This window comes from Mycobacterium asiaticum, assembly GCF_001668675.1.
In the GTDB taxonomy this organism is placed as follows: Bacteria; Actinomycetota; Actinomycetes; order Mycobacteriales; family Mycobacteriaceae; genus Mycobacterium; species Mycobacterium asiaticum_D.
Genome location: NZ_LZKQ01000123.1, coordinates 1 through 2,027, shown reverse-complemented (window position 1 = coordinate 2,027; position 2,027 = coordinate 1). Strand labels below are relative to the sequence as shown.

At 64.0% G+C, this 2,027-nt stretch carries 2 protein-coding genes; both read right to left on the bottom strand.

Annotated elements, in window-relative coordinates; all coding sequences use genetic code 11:
- A partial coding sequence (locus A9X01_RS10890; protein ID WP_155772027.1) for a PPE domain-containing protein occupies window positions 1–297 on the bottom strand: 297 nt, incomplete at its 3' end.
- A 23-nt stretch (window positions 298–320) separates the two neighbouring features.
- Window positions 321–2,027: PPE family protein (locus A9X01_RS10885; RefSeq protein WP_155772026.1), on the bottom strand; the 1,707-nt coding region annotated here is incomplete at its 5' end.

Sequence of the window (2,027 nt, the reverse complement as noted above, 5' to 3'; positions counted from 1 at the left end):
CAAGACGCCGCCGCCATGTACAGCTACGCCGGCGCCTCCGCCGCCGCAACCACACTGACACCCTTCACCCAACCACCCCGCATACGGCACCGCCGCAGCCGCCATCGCCGACGCCGCCGCACCCTGCCACACCTGATCCACCAACGACCCCGTCACCGACGCAAACGACTCCGCCGCCAACCCCAACTCATCAGCCAACCCCGCCCACGCCCCCGCAGCCGCCAACATCGGCGCCGAACCCGCACCAGAAAACAGCCGCAACGAATTGATCTCCGGCGGCAATACCGAAAAATTCATATCGAAACGCCCTTCGATTGCGGTCAGCGGAAGAAGCCAGATTGCCCCGTACCGGAATTGAAGCCACCCGAATTGTCGTCGCCCGTGTTCAGCAGACCGGAGCCGTTGTTGCCGGAATTCGAGTAACCCGCAAGGTAATTTCCTGAGTTGGAGATTCCCGCATTGTTCGTGCCCACATTCGAGAAGCCGGAGTTATAACCCGGAACCATCAGGGTGCCGCCCAGGTTCGCATAACCGGAATTCCCGACGCCAGAGTTGTAGAAGCCGGAATTCAGGCCGCCGTTGGGGTCACTGTGTCCCCACCCCGAGTTGCCGGTGCCCGCGTTGCCGAAGCCGGAATTGAGCACGGGTTGATCCACCGCACTGAAGAAACCGGTATTGAGGTTGCCCGAGTTGAACCCGCCGGTATTGGTGTTGCCCGAATTGAACGCGCCGGTGTTGACATGACCCGAGTTGAAGAGCCCGGTGTTGGAGTCGCCGGAGTTGAACAAGCCGGTGTTGCCCGCTCCCGCATTCCCCAGGCCGGTGTTGCCCCAACCGACGTTGAAGCTGCCGGAGTTCCCGTTGCCGGCATCACCGATGCCCAGGTTTGCGTTCCCTGCGCTGCCGATGCCGGTATTGGAGTTGCCCGAGTGCCAGAACCCAGTGTTGAAGCTGCCCGAATTACCGAAACCGGTGTTGCCGTTGCCGGAGTTGAAGAAGCCGACGTTGCCGTCGCCCGAGTTGAAGAAGCCGATGTTGTTGTTACCCGAGTTGAACAGGCCGAAGTTTCCACTGCCGACGTTCAGTGAGCCGAAGCCGAACTGTCCATCGCCGGAAAGCCCGAAGCCGATGTTGTTGTTGCCCTTGTTCCCGAACCCGATGTTTCCGGTCCCCAGGTTCCCGAAGCCGAAGTTGCTGCCCCCGAGATTGCCGCTGCCGAAATTGAAGTCGCCGACGTTCCCGCTGCCGAAGGACACGTCGCCGATGTTGCCGCTGCCAAAGTTGATGGTGCCGAAATTGCCGCTGCCCAGATTGAGGCTGCCGATGTTGCCACTGCCGATATTGCCGCTACCGAAGTTGCCGCTACCGAAGTTGTAGTCACCGGCGTTGCCCAGTCCGGTGTTGCCGGTCCCGATGTTGCCGCTGCCCCAGTTCTCTCCGCCGAAGTTGCCGCTGCCCAGGTTCCAGCCGCCGATGTTGCCGCTGCCGAGCAGGTTCAGGTCGCCGAAATTACCGCTGCCGATGTTGAAGGTGCCGATGTTTCCCAGACCCAGATTCAGGCTCAGGCTGGTGAGACCGTCCAGGACGGCCGCCGGCGCGGCCGCCACTGCCGCGGCGGGTCCCCCTTGGGTCACCCCATCGAGTAGGCCCGCCAACCCGGACAGCCCCGGCAGGCCGGCCAGCGCCCCCTGCCACGACGACAACGCCGCAGCCGCCGCCGACACCCCACCGTGATACCCCACCATCGCCGCTACATCAGCAGCCCACATCTGCTCATACACACCCTCAGCAGCAGCAATAGCCGGCGCATTCTGACCAAACACATTCGACAACACCAACTGCACAAACACATTCCGATTCGCCGCCACCGCCACCGGATGCACCGTCGCCGCCCGCGCCGCCTCAAACGCCCCCGCCACCGCCCGCGCCTGCCCCGCCGCCGGCGCGCCCGCCACTGCCGCGGACAGCCATCCCACGTACGGAGCGGCCGAACCGGCCATCGCCGCCGCCGCCGGGCCTTGCCAGAC